We start from the raw sequence: 22,734 nt of genomic DNA on the forward strand, positions 1-22,734 counted from the left end.
AGCTATATGTCTGAAGTCGTTGCCCCTTTCTTGCCATACAAAAAGCACCCCCTATAGTTTTCATCGGTTAAACACTAGGGTGTTTTTCCAATGTCCACTATAAGGGGTGCAGTTCAGTTCGAAAGGACTTTGTCTTTACTTGATCTTACATGACGAATGATTTCGTTTATTTCGCGGCTGCTGCGCTGTTGGCTTCCGCAAGGAACGCATTCAGCTTCTCTTGGGTTGGCTTCTCGTTAGCTTGGATCGCTTGAGCCGGCGTCATAGTACCATCCCAGACAGCTTGGCCCATCGCTTGAAAACCAGGGTCGCTCCAATAGACGTTGTACATACGTTGCTTGTCGAAGTAGAATTTCTCGTTGTTGATGATTGTGCTAAGAGATTCCAGGGATTGCTCGTCTCTGACTTGGTTCTCGTAATCCGGCCAGAACCAGTTCGGATCCGATTTGTCTACGAGAGGCTGTCCGTTCTCGTCTAGATCCCATGGACGAGGTTGGGCCAGCAGCTTGATGACTGTAGCAACCGCTTCAGGGTTCTTTGTATTATACGGGATTGCTTGAACGCCTTCGATATCAGATACGGTATAGTACGGATCTCCCGCTTTCGGAAGTGGGAAAGGGACGATGCCCCAATCATCTTGCATATCTTGGTATCTGGAAGTCATCCACCACTGATTAGCTTGTGAGAACAGTACATTCCCTTTGGCGAATGCAGTCATATAGAAGTCCCAGTTGGAACCTTCAGGTGCTGCTTGCAGGTATGGCTTCAGATTCTTGAAAGCATCCAGAGCTTGCGTTACTTTAGGATCGTTGTAATGAACTTTGTGGTCTTTATCGAGCAGCTCAGCGCCTGTCGAACCGACATATCCAAGAGGAAGGAGGACCATGTCACCTGTCAAGCCCCATTGATCGTTGACGCCATCATTGTTGGTATCCTTTGTCGCTAATGCGGCATACTCCTGGAATTTGTCCCATGTCCAATCTCCTTTAGCCCACAGATCGTAAGGATCTAAGCCGAGGCTGGACGCAATTTTCTTGTTGAACACGGTGAACGTTTTACTGCCCAGGTATGCACTTGATCCTCTGTAGTAGGCATATGTATGCCCATCGTTCCAGGTGACTGCATCGCGCACGGCAGTTTGAATACTCGGGTCATTAATAAAGTCGTAGCTTTTGACCGTATCAAGCGGGTAGAGCAAGCCTTTGGCCGCAAAGCCCGGTATGGCGTCCATCATGAGATTGAAGACATCCGCAGCCGGATTGCCAGACATGATCGATGAAGTGACTGTCGGCAGGTAACTATCATCGGGAATGGCAAGATATTCGATTTTGAAATTGTAGTTCTTCATTAACTCCTCACGAAAAGCTTGTTCGCGCAGGCCTTTCTCGTCATCGCCCGGCTTCGACCAGCTGCTGTCCCCCCAGTTAGCAAATTTTACAGTGACGCCGCCCAAATCTTCATATACAGGTGTTTCCGCCGGTTCTTGCGTCTCGGCTTCAGCTTCGGTTGTGTTTGTGGCTTCGGTTGTGTTTGCGGTTTCGGATGCGTTTGCGTTTGTGGATTCAGGGGGTGATGTTGAACTGCCGGCGTTATTATTGTTGCTGCAAGCGCTCGCAACGATGAAAATCATAGCCATGATACAGATCAATGCAGTCTTTCTCTTCATACTTTTTTCCCTCCCTGAAATTGTGTTGCACTGCGTTATCTATCGTGTTAAATAGATAACTTTATTATATGTACCCCACTTACTTACGTCAAGATTTAAATTTAATTGCTATTTTAGGGATTTAGATATTTTAATTAGGTTCTTTTTGTGCTATTTTGAACCTAGTATAAAAATACTGATTGTGTAAGGGTTTTCAAGGGAAAATGCGTCTATAAATTACGTGTAATCCAAGACTCGATGTGTAGGGGGGCGTAATTCGTAATGTAAGTGAGATGTAAGGTTATAAATTAACGGAAATTGGAAAGGAATCATAAACCGCAGAGGGACTTGAAGGTCGAATAGATAGTTTTGAATAAAAAGCATTTCATAGAATAACACAATCAACATATTTATTTTCGAGGAGCGGATGAATATGAAGATGAAATATGAGATAGGTGATCAATGTAGCATTCAGTTGGAAGCGATTGCAGACGGCATTATTCGGGTTCGTATGGGAAAGGATTTTGCACAATCGATTTCTGAACGGTACAGCATCGTCGATGCGAGTCCGGATCCCGATTGCAGTTCCCAAGTGAACGGGAATACGCTGACAGTAGGCCCGGTATCGCTAACTATTGACGCTGCGAACCATCAGATTCTCATGCGTGCAGAAGGGATCACGTCCGCGATCACGCTGATGGGGTGGGGTGAAAGCTCGATCCAGAAGTGGCAGGAGCGGGGAGAGTGGTTGAAAGACCGGCTCGAGCACTGGTACGATCGTCAGAATTGCACCAAATTTGAAGAACGCGCATTCGAAAGTAATGTCCCTCCCTTCGGCGCCTCCTTCTCAATTACTGATGAAGACAGAATATACGGCTTCGGCGAGGCTGCCGACGAATTTCTGATGTTTAACGGCAAGTCGGTTCTGAACCGTGTCTTATACCAGAAAAATGAACTGCCGATCCCAATGGCGATGAGTTCGCGAGGTTGGGGCGTGTTCTTTAACACAGCCTGGTGGCACGGAACGGATATTGGCGCGCGTGAACAGGATCAGATGTATTTCTACGGGGACCACGGTGAAATCGACTTTTTTGTCTTGTACGGTGGTTCATTGCATGGAATTACACAGAAGTACACGCGATTAACGGGTGCGCCTTGTCTGCTTCCGAAATGGATGTACGGCCTCAGCTACATAGCGAACTATCATGCACGTAACTTCGATGTCTTGCAGGATGCACGAGATTTCCGGCGCGAGGATATCCCTTGCGACATGATCTCTCTGGAGCCGGGCTGGATGCAAAGAGAGTACGATGGCAGTACATCGAAGGATTGGAACGAACAGAAATTCATGGTTCGCGACTGGATGCGCACGCCGGACGGGGATCGCGAGAAGAACTATCCCGGCACGTTCGTCAGCGTGCTGCGCCGCTACGGATTCAAGCTCTCTGTCTGGTTGAATTGTACGCATGACTTCACTCCGGAGGAGGAACGCCGAGCCGGGAACGATACGGATTTCGGCATCGAGCCGTGGTTCGACCATCTGAAGCGGTTTGTCGATGAGGGGGTGGACGGGTTCAAGGTTGACCCGGCGCATTATACCGATTCGTCTGATCCTCAGAAAGTTTACGCCAATGGCATGAGTGATCCCGAAATTCACAACTTGCTGCAGACGGTTCTGTCCAAACAGATGCATCTGGGATTCGAGGAACATACCGGACGGCGTCCGATGCATCATTTCTGCGGCGGTTTCAGCGGTATCCAGCGCTGGGGAGCGACCACTTGCGGCGACAGCGGCGGCGGCAAGAAATCTCTGGGATGGATTATCAACTTGGGCATGCACGGACATCCCAACATGAGCTGCGACATGGACTTGCATACGAAGGAAAGAATGCATTATGCCATGTTCACGGCATGGCCGCTGCTGGACAGCTGGGCCGGGTTCTTCCAGCCGTGGTACGCAGGCGACGATATCGAAGAGATATTCAGGGAGTATGTGAAACTTCGCTACAGCATCGCACCTTATTCCTACTCTGCAGCGTTGGAAGCCCATATCGATTCGATGCCGCTCGTCCGGAGTATGCCGCTCGTGTACCCTGAGGTCAGCGAGACTTGGGATAACGTTACGCAGTATATGTACGGCCCCTCCATGCTGATCAGTTCGTTCAATGATCGTATCTATCTCCCTCAAGGGAAGTGGTTGGATATGTGGACGAACGAAGAATTTGCCGGCGGAAGATGGATCGATTACGAAGTGCCGGTGAACCGTGGCGGCGGCTTCTTCCTCAAGGGAGGAGCGATAGTGCCTAAATGGGCCCCACGGAATTATATTACCGGAGCAGATGAGGAACATATGGAACTGCTGCTGTATCCGGAAGGAGAAAGCTGTTACACCTTGTACGAGGATGATGGCGTTACGAACAACTATCAAGGAGGAGCGATAGCCTCCACGCTGATTGAAGTGAGTGAAGACGCTGCGGGCATAAAGGTCAGCATTCATCCGCGGCAAGGGAATTTCGATGGCATGAAGTCTGCTCGCGACTGGAAGATCACGGTGATTTGTCAGGCTGCGCTTCCGACTGTAACTGTGAACGGGATCGAGACGACGTGCACCACCTTGGATGGGAAAGTCATCTTCCATATGCCGGGCGCTAACGATGGAGCAAGCACGGCTAATCTGCTTTACTAAATCGATTCGGAGGTGTTGTATATGAAGTACAACCTAATGGGTGATTCGGATTTGTCGGTTAGCGCACTTGGGATTGGCTGCTGGCCCTTCGGCGGCGGATACTGGGGCGACCAGTCGCAAGACGATGTCAAGCGGGTTGTTCACGGGGCGATCGACAGCGGCATCAATTTCTTCGATAATGCCGAAGGGTATACCGGCAGCGAGGAATCGTTAGGCAATGCTTTGGATGGAAAAAGAAGTAAGGTCATCATATGCGACAAAGTTGGCATCAAAGAAACGGACCAAGAGCGAACAGAGAGCCTGCACGGGGCGCTGAACAAGCTAAAGACCGACTATATCGACCTCTATATGATTCACTGGCCGTCCAGAGATAAGCAGAAGGTGATTGATACGCTGCTGTTGTTTGACAAGTTCCGCCGAGAAGGAAAGATACGCCATATCGGAGTCAGCAATTTTGGCATGCAGCAGATGGGCTGGATCGAGGAATCAGGCGTTAAAGTGATTGCCAACCAGCTGTGCTACAATATCGCATGCCGTGCGATCGAATCAGCTATCTGGCCGAAGTGCAGGGAAGTGGGATATGGCATTGTCGGTTATATGCCGATTCTGCAAGGCTTGTTGACAGGCAAGTATAAGGATACTTCAGAAGTGCCTTATAATCGCACGGGATCAAGACACTTTGCCGACAACGGCATCAATAATGCGAATCACCGCGAGCCGGGCGTGGAAGCCGAAATGTTCGAACTGGTCGATCATTTAAACCGGATTTCGGCGCGATTGGGCATATCGACATCCCAGCTTTCCCTGGCTTACTCGATCAACAAAGGAATTTCGTCGACGATAGCGGGTATTCGCGACCTGGACCAGTTGGAACACAACAATGTTGCTGCCGGTTTGGATTTGTCAGTTGAAGTCATGGCTGAGCTTGATGCGCTCAGCGATGATATTAATCATAAGCTAGGGGACACGCCGGATCTTTATGTGAATCGGGCAGAAAGCAGAATTTATTAAAGGAAGTATGATGCCGATCATGAAAGGTGATGGAAGATGATGACAACACCGACTCATTACGCGGACTGGGCACTTCCCCGCTGCGATCTGCGTCTAACGGGAAGAAGCGCGGGTACAGGCCGAATTACAGATCCGAAAGTTGTTGGCAAATGGGAAAATAAAGAGGAAGGTACGACCAGTGCCTGGACGTATGACTTAAACCTTGACGGTTACGAGGAACTGATTATAATCGAATCCGGCTGGATTAATGTATACGACCTTAACGGAAATTTGCTGTGGCAACGGCAAATTTCCGGTTCTATTCGTTCGTTCTGCGACTTCCTGGGCAATGGAGACGATATGAATATCCTACTGCTCGAAGGTGGTGTTCGCCTTGTTATCTTGTCGGGTAAGACAGGGGATGTATGTTGGGAATATACGCTGCCTTTAAAAAATGCGACTGCTCCGGCAAGAATAGCTGCAGGCAAGCTTGACCCCGCAGTTATAGGCTGCCAAATCGCACTGTTTGGCGAGTTTGGCTTGTTCTTTACCTTTGACAACGGATATGACGTGAAAGAGCCTTTGTGGAAAATTCACCGCGGCAGACATGATTTGTACTATCCGCCTGTTGTGGTCGTTGGTGATGTGAAAGGGACCGGTGTTCCAAGCGTACTGAATGTCTGCCACGATCATATCGAAATGTACAACATCAAAACAGGTGAACTTGAATACAGCGCTCAAGGTACGGATGTACGAAACTATGGCTTTTCGGGTTTGTTTGATGTTGACGGCGACGGCGTGGACGAAGTTGTGATCGTGAACAATTGCGTTGAAATTCACGCATGGGCCGCCGATTTCAAAGACAACCAATTCAGTATGATGTGGGACAACGATTACGGGTACGCCAAGACCGAGATGCACTTCCCCACGACTCCTGTGGCTGATGTTGACAATGATGGTAAGGCCGAAATATTTACAACTACCATCGACACTGATGTTACCGAATTAACCGTAAGAATAATTGATATTAGCAACGGCAACGAAAAGTATGTGATCAAGGATAAAAAGGTGATCTATGCGGGGGATTTGAACAACGATGGCCTGATTGAAACCGTGTTTGAAAACCCTGCCGATAACACGATCGAGATTTGCCTGATCCGGGATGGCACGGTGACCTCTCTGGCTGCCGTGAGCGGAAATGCGGTGCAATACGCCAGGCAGGAGTATACAACGCCGGGCCAAAACCATAGTCAATACGGTGGGATCGACTACTGCGACCTGCACTTCTATGCAGAAGACATTGACGGTGACGGGCACAAGGAAATCATGATCTATACCGGCAGCGGCATTGAATTTTTCACGCTGAACGCCGACAACTCCGTTACGATGAAATATGTATTAAATGACGGACTGCAAATGGAGTTCATGGATTTTGTATACCGCCCCGACCTTGAACGCTATGCCGTAATGTGCCGACATTATAATGAAATCAAGCTGTTTGACCTTTCACAGGCAGGGCAGAAATTGATCTTCTCGATTCCGGTTGTGTTAAGCAAACAGTTATCCGCCGTTACGGCAACGAATGTCGAAGGCTACCCATGCCAGCTGATAAGTGCCGATAACAAACTATTAAAACCTGTGACCGGCACGGATGGTACCATTCATTTCGAAGTCGTAAACACCTTTTATTCCTCCCATAAATATATTCAATATTCGCCCGGATTGCCTACCGGTATCGTGCATCTGTCGGTTTCGCCATGGGATGTCAACGGAGACGGCATTAAGGAATTTGTATATGTAGGCCCCGGTGCGCTGATCGAGCTGTACGACAACGATTACAATTTGCTGTGGCGTAATTATTTGGGCAAGTATCCGCAAAGAGGCAAGATCATGACGTATACCTTTGGTCATTATACATCTCCGGATCACTACGATATTTTGTGCGTCTTTACCGAAAGCGAGATGCACAGAAATTCGATGATTATGGTCAACGGCCTGACAGGCGAGGTGATCTGGCGGCTTCGCAGCGATGGTCACGACAGGGGGAACGGCTCGATCTGGGGGTATATGGCTACCCATTCGATCGAAGAGGATGGGCTTGACGACATGACCTACATTGCAAGCTTCTTCGTCGCTGAAGTTGACGGCAAGGAAGGAAAACCGCTGCATGAGAAACAGAACTTGCCCGGACTGTTAAATTGCCGCTGGGTGGGCTACGGTCATTGCGCGATGTTTGACGTAGACCACTGCGGCGAAGACGAAATATTGCTGCACGGCGTTCAGTATGTGGAGAACGGCTTGTTGAAGAGAAGCAACGGTCTGTGGGAGCATGTATGGTCATCCGTCAAAGAGGATCAGGGCAGAGGCATGTTTCAGGGCATTGCCCAGGATGCGCAAGGCAAGGTTTATTTGGGCGGTATTTACGAGGACCTTTACTTTAAATGTTGTGACGCGCTCACAGGCGAGATTGTGTGGAGTGAGCCGCTCGGCGTGCTTTCAACAAGTACGATTGCGGTTGCCGACATAGACGGCGATGGAGAAGAAGAATTTGTCTTCACTGCTGCCAATGGTTTCTTGTACGCCATCGGTGTTTCCGGCACGATTAAATTCAAGACTAATCTCGGGTTTTCAACCACACAAGTGATCCTGTCCGACATCGACCACGACGGAGGTTTGGAAATCCTGCTGCCTGCGGGAGGCGACTTGTACGTGGTGAAGTAAGTATGATCGATAAGAAGGGGATGAGAGAAAATATGCGTATAGCGGGCGCTCAAATTTGTGTGAATGATACCTCTGTCGATGCTAATGTCGAAGCGATTACACGCGGGATTGCTTATGCTGCGGAAGAAAAAGCGGATATCCTGTTGACGCCGGAAGGCTCGCTCAGCGGCTATCATAATAGGTTTGATCGGACGGAAGTTAGGAAAGCATTGGCAGATGTCGTCGCATTGGCGAGAGAAGCGGGAATCGGACTGGCCTTGGGAACTTGTTTCGAAGAAGAAGAAGACGGCCATTGCTATAATCAGCTCCGGTTCTATGACAAGTCGGGGCGATACTTGGGCTTTCATTCCAAAACATTAACATGCGGTTCGCTGACGGAACCGCCGGTCGGGGAAATCAATGATTTCACGGTTAAGCCTCTGGAAGTGTTCCGGTTCAATGGCGATACGATCGGCGGATTGATCTGTAATGATATGTGGGCCAATCCGCAATGCTCGCCATTGCCGGATACGCATCTCTCTCAACAGTTGTCGACAATGGGAGCCAAGGTAATCTTTCATGCGGTCAACGGCGGGCGCGACGAGAGCGATTTCTCACAGAGAGTCGTTCGTCAGTTTCACGAAAGTAATCTCCAAATGAGGGCGAAGGCTGGAGGCGTCTGGATTGTAACCGTTGATAACGCGTTTCCTGTTGAACAAGGAAACGCTTGCTCCGGAGGCGTAATCGGGCCGGATGGACAATGGAAGGTAAAGGCCCCTGACCGGGGAGAGCAATATTTTACTTATACAATAACGAGCTAATCAAGTTCAACTGCCAGATCAAAGGCAAGCAATTGTTCGGCATCTTCTCCGTATTCGGCTTTGGCAATCACATTGCCGCCGGCATCAACAGCCAAGGATGAACCGATGCATGACCAACCGTCCCAAGCGCCGCCTATGACAGGGCCGACATTGCTGGTACCGATAACCGCCATTCCATGCGTGAGCGCAAGCGTCGAATAAGCGCTTCTCCATTCTTCTCCGTATGGTTTTCTGACAGCCAGGTCTTGCGGGGGTACAGCCCAAGCACAAGGCGACAAGAGAATCTGCGCGCCCATTAAACCAAGGGAATGGCCTAAGGAGAGGGAGCTAGGCCAGTTGTCTGCGCAGATGTTTAAGCCAATCCGGCCGAGCGGGGTAGAAACCGTCTCCAGCTTGTCTCCTCTGCGGTAAAGTTCTCGTGCGAAAGGGACCTCGTTGATTTTGCGATGTTTGATGAGAATGTCGCCTGTGGGAGATAGAAGGACGGATGAGTTATAGAGGTACTTTCCCTCTCTCTCCGTCAATCCTGCGGCGATGTATAAGCCGGTTTTGCGGGCTTCCTCTGCCAATCTGTTGCTGAGTGGTCCCGGAATCGGCTGCGCGAGTTCCTTTGCTCCAAGATGAGTCCAGCCGTAATCCAGACATTCGGGCAGCACGACGATTTGACAACCGTTCTCCTTAGCCCGGCGAATCATGTCAATCGCACGATTCATGTTGGCTTCGACATCGCCCGGCACTACTCGCATTTGACCCATTCCAATTCTAATCTTCATTGTCATTTCAGCTCCTCGGTTCAATAATCTGATTGACGAAAAGGCACTAATGTAATAATATGAACTAAGTAATTGATGTAAATGTTAGATTTACGACAGTATTCATTCGTAAAACGGTAATTCTATTATATATAGTTTTAATCTTTAAGTAAATGCTGTTTGGAATGTCCTAAGTAGACTGTCGAGGATGGGGCGAGGAGCAGCATGGGGATTGCGATTCCTTTTTGGCGTAATCGAGATAAAGAGGTAAAAGACGGCATCCGGTATGGCCGCAGCCGCCGGTTGTTCACAACGGACTTGAGTTTGGCTACCAATATTAACACGTTTACTTCCGGTCCTTTTCTCGCAGGATGGGTTACTTATCTCGGCGGATCTGATGCGCTAAACGGCATTATCGCTGCTGTTCCATCGTTAGCGACCCCGATTCAGTTGTTATCTGCCTTTTTCTTTGGCAGCTTAAAAAGGCGCAAATTAGCTGTTATCATTTTCGCCTCTATCATTAAGCTTTTCTCGGCCATGATTTTCCTTCTCCCGCTTGTATTATTTGACACCACACTAGCACTGCCATCGATGATTTTCTTATATATCATGATTCATGTTATGACTAACTTTAGCGGTCCCGGCGGCACGAACTGGATTGTGGATCTCGTTCCGCATCAGATGCGAAGTAAGTATTTTGCCAATCGGGAAGCTATTTCTCTGGCTGTAGGCGCCATTGCGATGCTCATTGTAGGCCGCGCTGTAGATGTAATAACGGCTTCCTCTGGCCGAAAATCCGCATTTTTATTTATAGCCTGTGTGATAGTAGTGCATACGGTTATCAATATCGTCATTCTCATCCTCGCAGACGAACCTAAAACCAAGCAAGCACAGCTTATCGAAGAACAAACCACTCAGATCGAACCCACGAATCCTAAACATACCTCTGATACCCCAAAACCTGTTAAAAACAAAACTCAAATTAAGTTATGGGAACCGTTTCGTCATAAAGCCTTTGTCCAAGTGTTCTATATGATGCTGCTTTGGAACGTCGGTGCCAGCTTTGCAGGCCCATTCTCTTCCGTGTATCAAGTCAAAACGCTAAGTTTAAGTTTCACCTATATTACCGTTCTCTCTGTTATTTCCATGGTATGTCGTGTTTTTTTGATTCCTCTTGCAGGCAAGCTGGCCTCACGCAAAGGCTATTACTTTGTTTGCTACTGGTCTATTGTCCTCATTGCCATTCATTATGTGTTGTGGGCTTTTACGATCAAAGAAAATGCATGGATTCTCTTGCCGATTTTGTTTGTTGAGTCGGCTGTTGGGTTTGCTGGCATTAACTTTTCTATGTTTAACATTCAAATTGCAGCCATGCCGGAAGAAATTCGTACAACCTGCTTGTCGGTCATGAATGCTTTGACTGGTATTTTGGGATTCGGCTGCACGTTTATTGCTTCCATTCTTGTCAATCAAATGGGTGACATCACAGTCAAGATTATCGGGTTTCCTTTCTCCAGTCTTCAGATTCTGTTTTTCACAGCAGCCGTACTGCTGTTTGCCTGCGCTGCTTACACAATTAAATTATCTAGATTACATAAAAGGAGTCGGCTCTCATGATTCAAAAACTGTACATCGGAACTTACACCCACACAAGTGATAGTCATGGGCTATACTATGTCGCTATGGATACAGAAAAGAAGACGGTTGAAACGCTGCAGGTTGTCTCCATGATTGGACCGAGTTTCATGATCTATTCTCCCGACCGCCGTTATATGTATGTCGTGCAAGAGCATGATGGCAAGCGAAGCTTGACTTCATTTAGCGTTGACAAAGAGGGCTATTTGACACTCCTCAACACCGTGTCAACCCCAGGTGCGGATATTTGCCACACTGCAATTGCGCCAGATGCGTCCTTCTTGACCGGCTCGAGTTACACACACGGATATACAGTTACGATTTCGCTCAACGAAGACGGTACCTTGGGTGATATTGTTTCGCTCGATCAACATGAAGGCCATGGCCCCGCGCCCGAACAGGATATACCTCGCGCTCACTGTGCCGTATTCGACAAGACCGGCAAGTATATCGTTGCTGCCGACTATGGCAATGATATCGTGTACGTCTACCGTCATTCCGATGGCGGCAAACTTCATGAGGTTCACCGTTACCACGTAACCCCCGGCTTTGCACCGCGCATTGTAACCTTCTCGGATGATAACCGAAATCTATATGTCATCACTCAAAACGGCAATAGGGTCATTCACTATACGTTCGATGAAGAGCAGGGCACTTTGAACGAACAAGCTTCGTACACCTGCCTCCCCGAAGGATTTGTTGGCAAGTCCGAAGCAGCTGAAGTGCAGTTTTCACCGGACGGCGCGTTTGTGTATGCGTCCAGCCGCGGCAGCGACACCATCGCTTGCTACACATACAACGTTGACGGCACATTAAGACCCGAAGGCATCTTCGATTGCGGGGGAGAATTTCCACGACACTTTACCATTTCCAAAGATGGAAGGTACTTATATTGCGGCAACCAAAACTCGCACTCGCTCACCGTTTTTGATAGAGACCCTGCCTCCGGTGCACTTTCTGAGGTCCCCATCATCATCCACAAGGTAGGTTCACCAACCTTTGTCATGTTGGCTGAATCTTACGCATAACTAGAAGGCTTGCGAGATGAGAGAAGGAGAAAGAGAGGTGCCGCACGGATGGCATTGACCACGAACACGCATTCAGAGTGGCCGCGAGAGCTGACGCTGTCATGGCTTAGAGACAAGTACGCTGCAAAGAAACTGACGCCTGCTGATGTGGTCGCGGAAATTATCCGGCGCTCGGAAGCGGATCAGGCGATGAATATTTGGATCACCCCGCCCTCGATGTCGTTGATCGAGCCTTATCTGGAGCGATTGTCCCAAACCGCACCGGAAGGAATGCCGCTATGGGGCGTTCCGTTCGCGGTTAAAGATAACATCGATTTGGCTGGTGTGCCGACAACGGCCGGTTGCATCGAATTCGCGTATACGCCTGACGTAAGTGCCGTTGTCGTGCAGCGCCTTGTATGTGCAGGGGCCATTCCGATCGGCAAAACAAACCTAGATCAGTTCGCGACCGGACTTGTCGGCACACGCAGTCCTTACGGTGAAACCCATAACGCGCTGCGCAGCGAGCTGATTAGCGGTGGCTCCAGCTCCGGCTCCGCTGTGGCGGTTGCAAGGGGGCAAGCGGCTTTCTCGCTAGGGACGGATACAGCCGGGTCCGGCCGTGTACCGGCTGCGCTCAACGGTTTGGTCGGCTACAAACCGAGCCTCGGCGCTTGGCCGACGAAAGGCGTCGTCCCTGCCTGTGCAAGCTTGGATTGCGTCACCGTATTCGCGCATACGCTGGATGATGCGATGGCAGTTGATATATTTGCGCGCGGCGTGGAAGAATCGGACCCTTGGTCAAGAGAGAGCGCACATCCTCTAATGAATAAGCTCCCCGCAAGGATATGTTTGCCTGGGCAAACACCTTCATTCTACGGTCCGTTTGCGGAGTCATATCGCTTGGCTTGGGTAAATGCTGTCACTGCGGTCGAAGCACTGGGACTGCCCATTACCTATGTAGATATGGAGCTGTTCACAGAAGCTGCCTCCATCCTGTATGGCGGACCATGGGTGGCGGAGCGCTGGGCAGACCTTGGGCCGTTTATTGAGAGCCATCCTGGCGCTGCCTTTCCTGTGACGGAGCAAGTGCTTCGAACCGGCGCATCCCCAGTGTATACGGCTGCTTCTGTTTTTCAAGCCGCGCATAAGCTGCAGCGATTCAAGCTTGAAGCCAAGCAGCTATTGCAAGATGCGGTGCTCGTTATGCCCACCTGCGGCGGTACTTGGACACGAGATGAAGTTCGAGCGAATCCAATCGGTGCGAACAGCGATCTGGGTCGTTATACGAATCATTGCAATCTATTAGATCTATGCGCGGTTGCCGTGCAGGCTGGCGAAGCGGAAGTGAATTTGCCCTTTGGAGTCACGTTGTTCGCTACAGCGGAGAACGAAACGCTGCTGTGCAGTGCGGCTAAGCGACTGCAGTCTGCATTCGCGGACAAACAAACGCTAGGCACCAGCGGAGCGGAGATTACGATTACGACGCTGGTTGCCGTATGCGGCTTGCATATGCGAGGCTTCCCGCTCGAGAAGCAAATGCAAGCATGCGGCGCTGTTTTTGTACGCGAAGCCGAGAGCGCTGCGAAATATCGGCTCATTAAGCTGCCGACAACACCTGCAAAACCGGGCATGATCAAGCAGACGCAGGGGGGAGCGGCTATTCGGCTCGAAGTATGGGAGATGCCATTAGCCGCCTTCGGCAGATTCGCTGCGGGAATTCCAGCACCGCTTGGAATCGGGAAGGTGGAGCTTAGCGACGGCACGGAGGTACCGGGCTTTATTTGCGAAGCTTACGCGGAAGTCGGATCTGAAGACATTACAGCCTATGGTTCTTGGCGTGATGCTGTAGTTCACAACAGAACGTAGTCAAAGAGGAGAAATTGAACGAGGAGGCAGCCGTATGAAATACAAATCATTCTCCAACTCGGGAGAATCCGTTTCACAGCTAGGCTTTGGTGCTATGGGGCTTGGCGGTTCCTTTGGCGCACATGACGAAAGCTACTTGATCCGTTCCATCCTGCATTGTCTGGATAAAGGCGTTAATTTCATTGATACTGCACGCGGCTACGGAGTTTCTGAAAGGATTGTTGGAAAAGCACTTAAAGAGTGGAACGGTACGCGTCCGTTCGTTGCTTCTAAAGCAGCTTCGCGTTCATCCTCCATTGGCTGGGGAACGTCGATTCCGGTAGAGGATGCCTATCCCGTGGGTTCCATCCGTGCGAGCGTGGAAGAGTCGTTGAAGCAGATGGATATCGAAACGATAGATTTGATGCAAATGCATCAGTATTGGCCGCAATGGGATGATGTCGATTATTGGATGGAAGATTTGCTAAGGCTGCAGGAGGAGGGGAAGATCCGTTTCATCGGAATATCGCTCCCGGACCACCGCCATGACATGGCTATTTCATTGGTTCGCAGCGGCAAAATCGACTCGGTGCAAACGATTCTTAATATTTTTGATCCCATTGCATTGGATAACCTTATTCCGATATGCCAGAAGGAAGGCGTTGCCGTCATTGCTAGATGTATTTTGGACGAAGGCGGATTGACTGGATTTTTGCAAAAAGATACGACTTTTAAGGATAAAGATTTCCGCAAGTCTTTTTTTGAAAGTGTGAATAGAGATGAGTATTCGGATCGCGTTAATAGGCTGAACAAGTTCGTACCGCAATTTGCCCAAAGCTTAGCCCAGCTAGCCATTAAGTTTGCCACTCATCACCCGGGCGTAACCACCGCATTGACTTCGATGAATATTATCGAATATGCGGATGAGAATATTGCCGCACTAGAGCAAGAATCATTGCCGGAAGATATATTTCTGGAGCTGGCAAGAAAACATCGCTGGATTAGGAATTTATATGAAGCCTACTATTGGTGAGTTTGTGCTGTGACGGTTTCCCCACAACTTTAAGTATGAGAGGAGTGATAGCACAATGATAGCTTCCGATATTCTTTCGTTTTGGCAGATTAACCGCTTAAGCTTATACTCCGACGAAGGCTTTCGTTTTGGTCCCGACAATATAACGGTCACCGGCATCATGGTTTGTTGGATGCCGTCTGTTGAGGCAATCCATGCCGCGCGTGACGCGGGCTGCAACCTGATTATCACCCATGAGGAGCTGAATTTCCCACCTGTTTATAGCGGTGCAAGCCTAGAGGATGATTTGTGCGGTGCGACATTTCTCCGCATGAAAGTACTTGCGGAAACCGGTATTACGCTGTTTCGTGCGCACGGTACGCTCGATCACTTATGTATTTTGGACGCGTTTGGTGACAAGCTCGGCTTCACTAACCCGACGATTTCCGCCCACGAATATTCATACAGATACTACGATTTTGAACAAAAGTCATTTGACGAAGTATGTCAGCAGGTAAAAACCAACATAAGCCTACCCTACTTGCGTGTCTTTGGGGACCCTAACAAGCAGGTTAAGCGTGCGGGCCTTATATGGGGCGGTGTTGGTATTTCTGCAAATCCTCACACCGTTCAGCAAATGATAAAGATGGGCTGTGACGTGCTGATTGGAGGCGAGGCTGAGGAATTGCCGATCCTTGCCGCAAAGGACGCAGGGGTTTGCTACATCGAAACCTCCCATGCTTATAGCGAAAACCCTGGACTGCTCATCGTCAGCCAGCAGTTAAAGCGACACTTCCCGGTGCCGATCCACTTTTATGAGAATAAGCGCCCATGGGCACTTAGAACAAGAAACAATTCCATTGATCGGGGTGCCTTGGCATGAAGATGAATGAGCTTACAAGTTTTTTTACCGATAAGGGCATTACGCTGACTGACGGCGAAGGCTTCTGCTTTGGCGACACCAATCGAGAGATTACAAGAATTGCTGTCTGCTTTACTGCCACACTACAGGCAATCGAGCGCGCCGTCGCCGAGGGCTGCAACCTTATGGTTATCCATGAGCGAATGTTCTTTCCCACAAGCTACAGCGGGGGACTGCTTGAAAAGCATCTTAGCGAAAAAATAAATTATCCGCGTGTCTGCGCGTTAATTAAACATGGTATAACGGTGTTCATAGCAAACAAGTCGATTGAAATGCCCTATCAGCGCAAAGCGTTCCTTGAAGCTGCCGGCATTTCCAGTGATGGCAAGCTTGTTGCTGTTGAAGAACAACTATACTCCATTCCGGAAGTCAGTCTGGGTGAATTAGCCGACAGCCTGATGGAATCACTGTCGATAGACGAGGTTATGGTTACTGGTCATGCCGACAGAAAGGTCAGCACCTTTGCAGTGCTAAATGGCGGCGAAGGTATTACCCGTCAACCGCAGGGCATGACCAAATACACAAGACTGCACCCTGATGTGCTCATCTGTGGCGAAACGGATGAGTATCCAAAGTGGGCGGCGCAGGAGCTTGGCATCGGCATGATCGCACTTGGACATACAAATTTTGATGGTATTGGACTGCAAATGCTAGCCGGCGATTTAGACGAGTGGAACGATGGCGCCGTTTTTATTGATGAGCCGCGTCCGTGGCGAGTTTTTGCTTAACTTCCTACTTGTAGAACTATCGTTTCCAAATCCGAGAAACACTTCTGATTATGATAAGACGCTGCATATGGCATGCATTATATTGATTTCATAGCCGTATTTAATATCTTAGGGGGGAACAGCAAATGGCAATCGTAACGGTAGGTATTATCATGAATGGTGTAACAGGACGAATGGGGACAAATCAACATCTCATTCGATCCATCCTCGCAATTCGAAATCAAGGAGGCGTTGCGCTTCCGAACGGTGATACGATTATGCCGGATCCCATTCTTGTCGGCCGGCAAGAACATAAATTGAAAGCGCTTGCGGAGAAACACGGAGGTTTGCGGTGGAGTACAGATTTGGATCAATGCCTGGCCGATCCGAATTTTCAAATATACTTTGATTCCCAGACGACGCAGCATCGTGCTGAAAGCATCAAGAAGGCGATAAAAGCGGGCAAGCATATCTATTGCGAAAAGCCGACGGCGGACAGCTTGGAGCAGTCCCTCGAATTAGCGCAATTAGCCAGGGCTGCGGAAGTCAAAAACGGCGTGGTCCAAGACAAGCTTTTCCTTCCGGGACTGATGAAGTTGAAAAGGTTGGTCGATTCGGGCTTTTTCGGAAAAATTCTGTCCGTACGGATGGAATTCGGTTACTGGGTATTCGAAGGCGACTGGCAGCCGGGACAGCGTCCTTCCTGGAATTACCGTCAGGAAGACGGCGGCGGCATTATTGTCGATATGTTCGCGCACTGGCGATACGTGCTCGACAACTTGTTTGGTGAAGTTCGATCCATTTCTTGTCTGGGTGCTACGCATGTTCCGGAGCGGGTGGACGAACAAGGGAACAGATATCGGTGTACAGCAGACGATTCAGCGTATGCGACGTTTCTACTGGACGGCGGCATCGTAGTTCAGGCCAATTCGTCTTGGACGGTTCGCGTCAACCGCGATGATCTGCTTTCCATTCAGGTGGACGGCACGGAAGGAAGTGCGGTAGCGGGTTTACGGGATTGCAAAGCCCAGCACCGCGTCAACACGCCGAAGCCGGTATGGAACCCGGATATTCCGAATCCGTTCAATTTCTTCGAACAATGGCAGGAAGTTCCGGACAATCAACCGTTTGATAACGGCTTTAAAGTGCAGTGGGAACTGTTCTTGAAGCATGTCGTAACAGGAAGTCCGTTCCCGTGGGATTTGCTAGAGGGAGCCAAAGGTACGCAAATGTCCGAATTGGGCCTGCAATCCTGGAGAGAGCGGCGCTGGGTAGACATTCCTGAGCTTAGACTGCAGGAGGGGAAATAAAATGGGGGTTACGTTGCAGTTGCCTTTGGCAGGAGGTTCTCTAACTCCGTATACGCTCAGCGACACGAAACTTATTATCCCGCAGCAAAATAGGCTGACGAGCCGTATCGCGTTTGCCGCAGCGCATGTCGTCTGCGACCCGCTCGCCGATAGGGATCCGCTGCATCACGCGCAAATCGACTGGGATGCGACTTTGGCCTATCGGCGCCGTCTATGGTCGCTCGGCCTGTCCGTCGCTGAGGCGATGGATACGGCCCAGCGAGGCATGGGTCTGGATTGGATACGGGCACAAGAATTGATCCGGCGCTCGGCTGCGGAAGCTCGGTCCGTCGGCGGCACGATCGCATGCGGCGCCGGCACGGATCATCTAGCTCCGGGGCCTCAAGTCACGCTGTTGCAAGTGGAAGCCGCATACGAAGAGCAATGCGCATTCGTCGAAAGCTGCGGCAGTCAGGTGATCCTGATGGCGAGCCGCGCCTTGGCAGCTTGTGCGGCAAGTCCGGAAGATTACGAGCGTGTGTATGGCAAAATCTTGCGTCAAGTATCCCGTCCGGTCATTCTACACTGGCTCGGTGATATGTTCGACCCAGCTTTGAAAGGGTATTGGGGACATCAGGATCTGAACACGGCTATGGAAGTATGCCTTCGCGTCATCCGCTCCAACCCGGACAAGGTGGACGGGATCAAAATCTCTTTGCTGGATGTGGATAAAGAAATTCAGATGAGACGGCAGCTTCCGAACGGCGTTCGTATGTATACCGGGGACGATTTCAACTATCCTTCACTAATCCGTGGGGACGAACAAGGGTTTAGTCATGCGTTGCTTGGGATATTCGACGCCATAGCCCCTGCGGCTTCAGCCGCGATCCAAGCGCTGGACGAGGGGGATCTGTCGCGTTATGAAGCAATCTTCGAACCGACTGTCGCACTGTCGCGCCACATTTTTCAACAACCTACTTACGCTTATAAGACTGGCATCGTCTTTATGGCTTATCTGAACGGTTATCAGAACCACTTTCGCATGCTCGGCGGGGCGGAAGGAGCGCGGTCAATCGTCCACTTGTCGAAATTGTTCATGCTTGCTGATCAGGCGGGGCTGCTGGAAAACCCGGAAATTGCGGTACACAGAATGAATCATGTGCTGAATTTGGCGGGAATCGATCGGTTGACGGGGGGATTGTATGGAGCGTCTTAGTCTGAACCAAATTACGACCGATAACTGGAATTTGCGAGAGGCGGCAGAAGGCTGCGCGCGCGCGAATATTCCATGGATAGGCTTGTGGCGTCATAAAGTACAGCAAGCGGGCTTGGCGGATACAAAGCGGTACGTGCGGGACGCGGGCTTGCGGGTATCGAGTCTTTGCAGGGGCGGGATGTTTCCGGCGGCTACGGAGAGTGAACGTCAAGCGAGAATGGATGATAACCGTCGCGCCGTTGAGGAAGCGGCCGAGCTTGGAACTGACGTGCTGGTGCTGGTGTGTGGACCCGCGCCTGACCGCAATATTGACGATGCGAGAAAAATGGTGGAAGAAGGCATTGAGCAGCTTGTCCCTTATGCGGTTTCATGTGGCGTACGCCTTGGAATCGAACCGCTACATCCGATGTATGCCGCTGAGCGCTCTGTTATTAATACACTTTCACAAGCTAGTGATATCGCGGAAAGGTACGCTGCGAATCAAGTCGGCGTTGTCGTCGATGTTTTTCATGTATGGTGGGATCCGGACTTATATCGCCAAATCGCAAGGGCGAGCGGCCGCATCTTAGGCTTCCATGTGTCTGACTGGATCGTGCCGACACCGGATCTGCTCATGGGCCGGGGCATGATGGGCGATGGAGTCATTGATATACGCCGGATTCGGCAATCCGTAGACTCTGCAGGGTATACAGGGCCAATCGAGGTTGAGATTTTTAACCGGTCCATCTGGGATGCACCTGGAGACGAAGTGCTAGCCTTAATGAAGGAAAGGTATAATCAGCACGTATGACGATCAAGAGCTTAGGGAGTGTATAACATGAAGGGTGAATTGCTGTCATACGTTGCCGGCCGCGCCCAAGGTGGTTTGGAGATCGGCAAAACCGTCGATTTGTTCCGCCGCTATGCCTATATCGAGCATAGCTGCGTCAGAGCATTAGCGGGGTGGTTTCTGAAAAATCCGGATTGGGAAGCCAAAATCGTACTTGGTTACGGTCTGTTCGCTCATTCGGAAAGGTTATATGAATTACATGGCCGATTGGAAGAAATGCGCGGCGGAAACCGCAATGCCAATCTAGAACCGGAGTTCGAGCGGTTTGGGGAAGAGATCGTACATGCCCCTGATAGGGAAAGCTTTACGGCAGGGCTGATCCTCGTCTTACATCGACTGGAGGAAACCTATCGTGAGCATCTGGATGCAACCGATGCTTCCGCAAACGCCTTGGAGATTCGGATTTTACGGAGGCTGTCGCAGGATGTCGCCCAGGAAATCGCGGATCTCGGAAAGCTGGGACATGCAGAACCGTCTGGCACTCAGAATAGCGAGGCGGCTCTGGCTTGGACTCGCTATCTCGACAGTTTGCTACGGGCGACCGGCGGTATCGGCGGAATCGGCGGAATGCAACCCTGGGAGGAAGGCGCCATATCCAGGCCTGCTGAATCGGTACGCTTCGAGTGGCCAATGTCGATTCATTTTGACGATAGGCTGCAGACGGCGGAGATGGGCACGTATGAGTCAAAAAAATCACTGCCGCTTAGAGAACGTTGCATTGGCGAATTCGAAGTGTACTTCAACGAGTTTTATGCGGCGGCTCAATTGGCGACGATTATTTACGAATCTTGGAAATTCAGTGCTCCCCGGCAGTACTTCATGGATATCGCCCATCATTTCTGGGACGAAGTGCGCCACGCCGAGTTCGGAGCGATCCGACTACGCGAACTGGGCATTGAGCCGAACAAAATCAACATGGTGCTGTTCGAACAATCGAGGAACATGCCGCTACTTCACCGGCTCTGTTACTTGACGCTAGGGCTTGAAGTGTTCTTCATGCCACGTAAGAGCGAACGGGTACGCTTTTACGAAAAACAACGGGATTTCCGGTCTCAGCTGCTCGCTGATGTGGACTGGTCTGACGAGGTCAACCATGTCCGATACGGGAAAAGGTGGATCGAATACTTCCTTCAGGACGATGCGCGTACAGTTGAAGATGTCCAAACGGAAATCTCGATTTATCTTGCAGAGTTCCAACAAAATATGCCTGATGGGCGTAAAGCCCCTTGGTGATAGTGTGAATTGAAAATCCGGCGTGTGTGGCTTAATCGGCTTCACTCGTTGGAAACGGCACTATCCATACGGACAAAGATCCTGTCGGGCAGCATATCTGTTCTCCACCTCATGGGCAGGTTAAATGAAGGAATGTAGTAGCGTTGACTCTGAGAGATGTGAGAGGGTTGACCGCCATGAGCTTAAGTGGAGACTTTTTCGCGCCTTTACCAGCCCCACAAATTTCTTCATCTACAACTTTGTTCCATTCCGATGTTATCTGTGAAGAAGAACACTTGGTCATCATCTAAGAAAACGAGAGCATTTAAGAGAATTGCGATTCTCCATAGATGGAGGAGGAGCGTTTAATCGATTCACGATTATGTTAAATATTGAGTTGTTATTAACAGTTAAGCACAACTATTTGAATGATGTCACAAGTGATGTGATAAGAGATTCCTCAGTCTAAGTATTCGCAAATAATGTGTGCGGATTGTATAGAAGAACTTAGCGATTTAACATTCTATACAATTCATCATTTTGTCTATTATTCATGCCTTGATTTTTAACCGAGTTACTCTGCACATAATTCATCGTGATTTGCAGGTCGCTATGACGAAGGAGTTGTTGAATGATCGAAACGTCTGCCCCGTTTTCAAATAAGTGTGTGGCAAAGGAATGCCTTGTGCTGTGAATATTTACAGCAGAAATTTTAGCCAATCGTAGAAAATGGTTGAATAGTTTCACCACATGTTTGTAAATCATCCTTTGACCATTTACGTTGAAGAGGAAGTCACTCCCGCAAAGAGATAAATGGTTGCAATATAACTGCAGAATTTCACCCATACCTCTTCGTAATATTACTATTTGCGGCTTCCCTGACTTCGTTTTGGGAAGTGTAATTGTATCGCTATCATAATTTATTTGAGACTCTTTCAACGTCAAGACTTCAGATATCCGGCAACCAGAAGAGGTCAATAGGCAAAATAACACAAGGTCTCGTTGAAGCTCTTCACTATGTTGGACGAGGCAATGGAAGAAACGAAGTATGTCATGACGAGATAATATTCGAACTGGTCGCTTATTCGGCTTAAAATCTTTAAGATTGAAAGTACAATCTACCATGGGATTTGGAAATTCGTAAACACGATCACACCAGTTAAAAAAGGCACTTAATGTATACTTAGCGTGATAGATATTGTAGTACGAACAAGGTAAGAGCCCGTAAAGATAGTTGTCAATAATGTTCGAATCGGTAGGTTTGTACCTGATAACTTCACCACCTAAATCTCTGACACGATAGATACGACATAAATGTACTTCATTCACTGAGCAACCTAAAACATTTGAGAGAAATGTTAAAAAGTAATCCAAGTGTGTTGTCTTTATTCTCTGATGGCTTTCTGATATTTTTCTTGTAGTGAGGTATTTCTGTATTACATCCTGTAACGGTTCCATCATAC

Annotated in this window: 17 protein-coding genes; 14 read left to right on the forward strand and 3 right to left on the reverse strand. The window is 49.4% G+C overall.

Annotation, left to right across the window (positions count from 1 at the left end; all coding sequences use genetic code 11):
* Positions 1–166: 166 nt before the first annotated feature.
* Positions 167–1,666, reverse strand: a complete 1,500-nt coding sequence (locus tag AC6ESO_RS08810; protein ID WP_497091082.1) for an ABC transporter substrate-binding protein — start codon at positions 1,664–1,666, stop codon at positions 167–169.
* Positions 1,667–2,078: 412 nt separating this feature from the next.
* Here AC6ESO_RS08810 and AC6ESO_RS08815 point away from each other — a divergent pair, with 412 nt between their 5' ends.
* The 4 genes from AC6ESO_RS08815 to AC6ESO_RS08830 are packed head-to-tail and all read left to right on the forward strand — an operon-like array spanning position 2,079 to position 8,842.
* Positions 2,079–4,331 carry a glycoside hydrolase family 31 protein gene (locus tag AC6ESO_RS08815; protein ID WP_497091083.1) on the forward strand — a complete coding sequence of 751 codons (2,253 nt, stop codon included), beginning with the start codon at positions 2,079–2,081 and terminating at the stop codon, positions 4,329–4,331.
* 21 nt (positions 4,332–4,352) lie between these two features.
* Complete coding sequence (locus tag AC6ESO_RS08820) at positions 4,353–5,342, forward strand: aldo/keto reductase (RefSeq protein WP_497091084.1); 990 nt, start codon at positions 4,353–4,355, stop codon at positions 5,340–5,342.
* Positions 5,343–5,378: 36 nt separating this feature from the next.
* The gene (locus AC6ESO_RS08825; RefSeq protein ID WP_497091085.1) at positions 5,379–8,042 is read left to right on the forward strand and encodes a hypothetical protein; all 2,664 of its coding nucleotides are present in this window, start codon (positions 5,379–5,381) and stop codon (positions 8,040–8,042) included.
* Between the two features lie 2 nt (positions 8,043–8,044).
* Positions 8,045–8,842, forward strand: coding sequence for a carbon-nitrogen hydrolase family protein (locus AC6ESO_RS08830; protein ID WP_497091086.1), 798 nt, complete (start codon positions 8,045–8,047; stop codon positions 8,840–8,842).
* Here the strand turns inward: AC6ESO_RS08830 and AC6ESO_RS08835 are convergent.
* Entirely contained in the window at positions 8,839–9,615 is a 777-nt protein-coding gene (locus AC6ESO_RS08835; RefSeq protein ID WP_497091087.1) for a carbon-nitrogen hydrolase family protein, read from the reverse strand. The two genes, AC6ESO_RS08830 and AC6ESO_RS08835, sit on opposite strands and share 4 nt — an antisense overlap.
* A 204-nt stretch (positions 9,616–9,819) precedes the next feature.
* Here AC6ESO_RS08835 and AC6ESO_RS08840 point away from each other — a divergent pair, with 204 nt between their 5' ends.
* From AC6ESO_RS08840 to AC6ESO_RS08885, 10 genes are all read left to right on the forward strand, one after another.
* Entirely contained in the window at positions 9,820–11,211 is a 1,392-nt protein-coding gene (locus tag AC6ESO_RS08840) for an MFS transporter (RefSeq protein WP_497091088.1), read from the forward strand.
* Positions 11,208–12,257, forward strand: a complete 1,050-nt coding sequence (locus AC6ESO_RS08845) for a lactonase family protein (RefSeq protein ID WP_497091089.1) — start codon at positions 11,208–11,210, stop codon at positions 12,255–12,257. Before AC6ESO_RS08840 ends, AC6ESO_RS08845 begins: the two co-directional genes overlap by 4 nt.
* Positions 12,258–12,305: 48 nt before the next feature.
* Entirely contained in the window at positions 12,306–14,105 is a 1,800-nt protein-coding gene (gene atzF / locus AC6ESO_RS08850; RefSeq protein ID WP_497091090.1) for an allophanate hydrolase, read from the forward strand.
* A 34-nt stretch (positions 14,106–14,139) separates the two neighbouring features.
* Positions 14,140–15,117, forward strand: a complete 978-nt coding sequence (locus tag AC6ESO_RS08855; protein ID WP_497091091.1) for an aldo/keto reductase — start codon at positions 14,140–14,142, stop codon at positions 15,115–15,117.
* A gap of 55 nt (positions 15,118–15,172) precedes the next feature.
* Positions 15,173–15,979, forward strand: a complete 807-nt coding sequence (locus AC6ESO_RS08860; protein ID WP_497091092.1) for a Nif3-like dinuclear metal center hexameric protein — start codon at positions 15,173–15,175, stop codon at positions 15,977–15,979.
* A complete protein-coding gene (locus AC6ESO_RS08865; RefSeq protein WP_497091093.1) occupies positions 15,976–16,746 on the forward strand; it encodes a Nif3-like dinuclear metal center hexameric protein in 771 nt (256 codons plus the stop codon). The genes AC6ESO_RS08860 and AC6ESO_RS08865 overlap by 4 nt, the downstream gene beginning before the upstream one ends.
* A gap of 125 nt (positions 16,747–16,871) precedes the next feature.
* Positions 16,872–18,035, forward strand: coding sequence for a Gfo/Idh/MocA family protein (locus AC6ESO_RS08870; protein WP_497091094.1), 1,164 nt, complete (start codon positions 16,872–16,874; stop codon positions 18,033–18,035).
* 1 nt (position 18,036) lies between these two features.
* Positions 18,037–19,230 carry a dihydrodipicolinate synthase family protein gene (locus AC6ESO_RS08875; protein ID WP_497091095.1) on the forward strand — a complete coding sequence of 398 codons (1,194 nt, stop codon included), beginning with the start codon at positions 18,037–18,039 and terminating at the stop codon, positions 19,228–19,230.
* A complete protein-coding gene (locus tag AC6ESO_RS08880; RefSeq protein ID WP_497091096.1) occupies positions 19,217–20,020 on the forward strand; it encodes a sugar phosphate isomerase/epimerase family protein in 804 nt (267 codons plus the stop codon). The genes AC6ESO_RS08875 and AC6ESO_RS08880 overlap by 14 nt, the downstream gene beginning before the upstream one ends.
* Before the next feature lie 27 nt (positions 20,021–20,047).
* Positions 20,048–21,292, forward strand: coding sequence for a DUF455 family protein (locus AC6ESO_RS08885; protein ID WP_497091097.1), 1,245 nt, complete (start codon positions 20,048–20,050; stop codon positions 21,290–21,292).
* 486 nt (positions 21,293–21,778) lie between these two features.
* Here the strand turns inward: AC6ESO_RS08885 and AC6ESO_RS08890 are convergent, their stop codons facing one another.
* Complete coding sequence (locus tag AC6ESO_RS08890; protein ID WP_497091098.1) at positions 21,779–22,732, reverse strand: tyrosine-type recombinase/integrase; 954 nt, start codon at positions 22,730–22,732, stop codon at positions 21,779–21,781.
* Positions 22,733–22,734: the final 2 nt, after the last annotated feature.

Source organism: Paenibacillus rhizoryzae (genome assembly GCF_059686995.1).